At 61.2% G+C, this 392-nt stretch carries 1 protein-coding gene; it reads right to left on the bottom strand.

The genetic code is table 11. The annotated features are described in order from the left end of the window. Positions 1 to 174: NAD-dependent epimerase/dehydratase family protein (locus tag M3147_RS19160; RefSeq protein ID WP_251204982.1), on the bottom strand; the 174-nt coding region annotated here is incomplete at its 3' end. Between the last annotated feature and the right edge of the window lie 218 nt (positions 175 to 392).

The following is a 392-nucleotide window of genomic DNA, read 5'->3' as shown; positions in this document are numbered from 1 at the left end:
ATCGAGCAGGTCCTGATCAGCGATGTCGCCCTCGTAGAACGTGCGGTCGCGAACGAATTCGCGGCGTCCCGCGGATAGGTCGTCCAGCACGACGACCTCATGGCCGGCCTCCTCACATGCCGAACCAACCGTTGATCCGATGTAACCGGCCCCGCCGGTGATGAGAATCTTCATGGGAACCTTCCGTAACGTCGATCTCGTCGCCGTCAAGTCTAGGTGCGGCTCGCCAGCCTCGATGGCGGGCACGGGCTGCGTGTGGTGAATTGGTCACGAACGGTGCGCGTTGCCAGCCCACGCGTCGCTAACTGGCGTGCCCAACCAATCTTCCACAGCTGGTTTCTAGAATTGCTGTTATGGAGGACACCGGATCGCAGACCTTGCCCACGGAGAAC

The sequence above is a fragment of the Agromyces mediolanus genome (genome assembly GCF_023715325.1).
Classification (GTDB): domain Bacteria; phylum Actinomycetota; class Actinomycetes; order Actinomycetales; family Microbacteriaceae; genus Agromyces; species Agromyces mediolanus_A.
The sequence above is the reverse complement of the archived record's forward strand: the minus strand, read 5'-3'. Positions and strand labels throughout refer to the sequence as shown.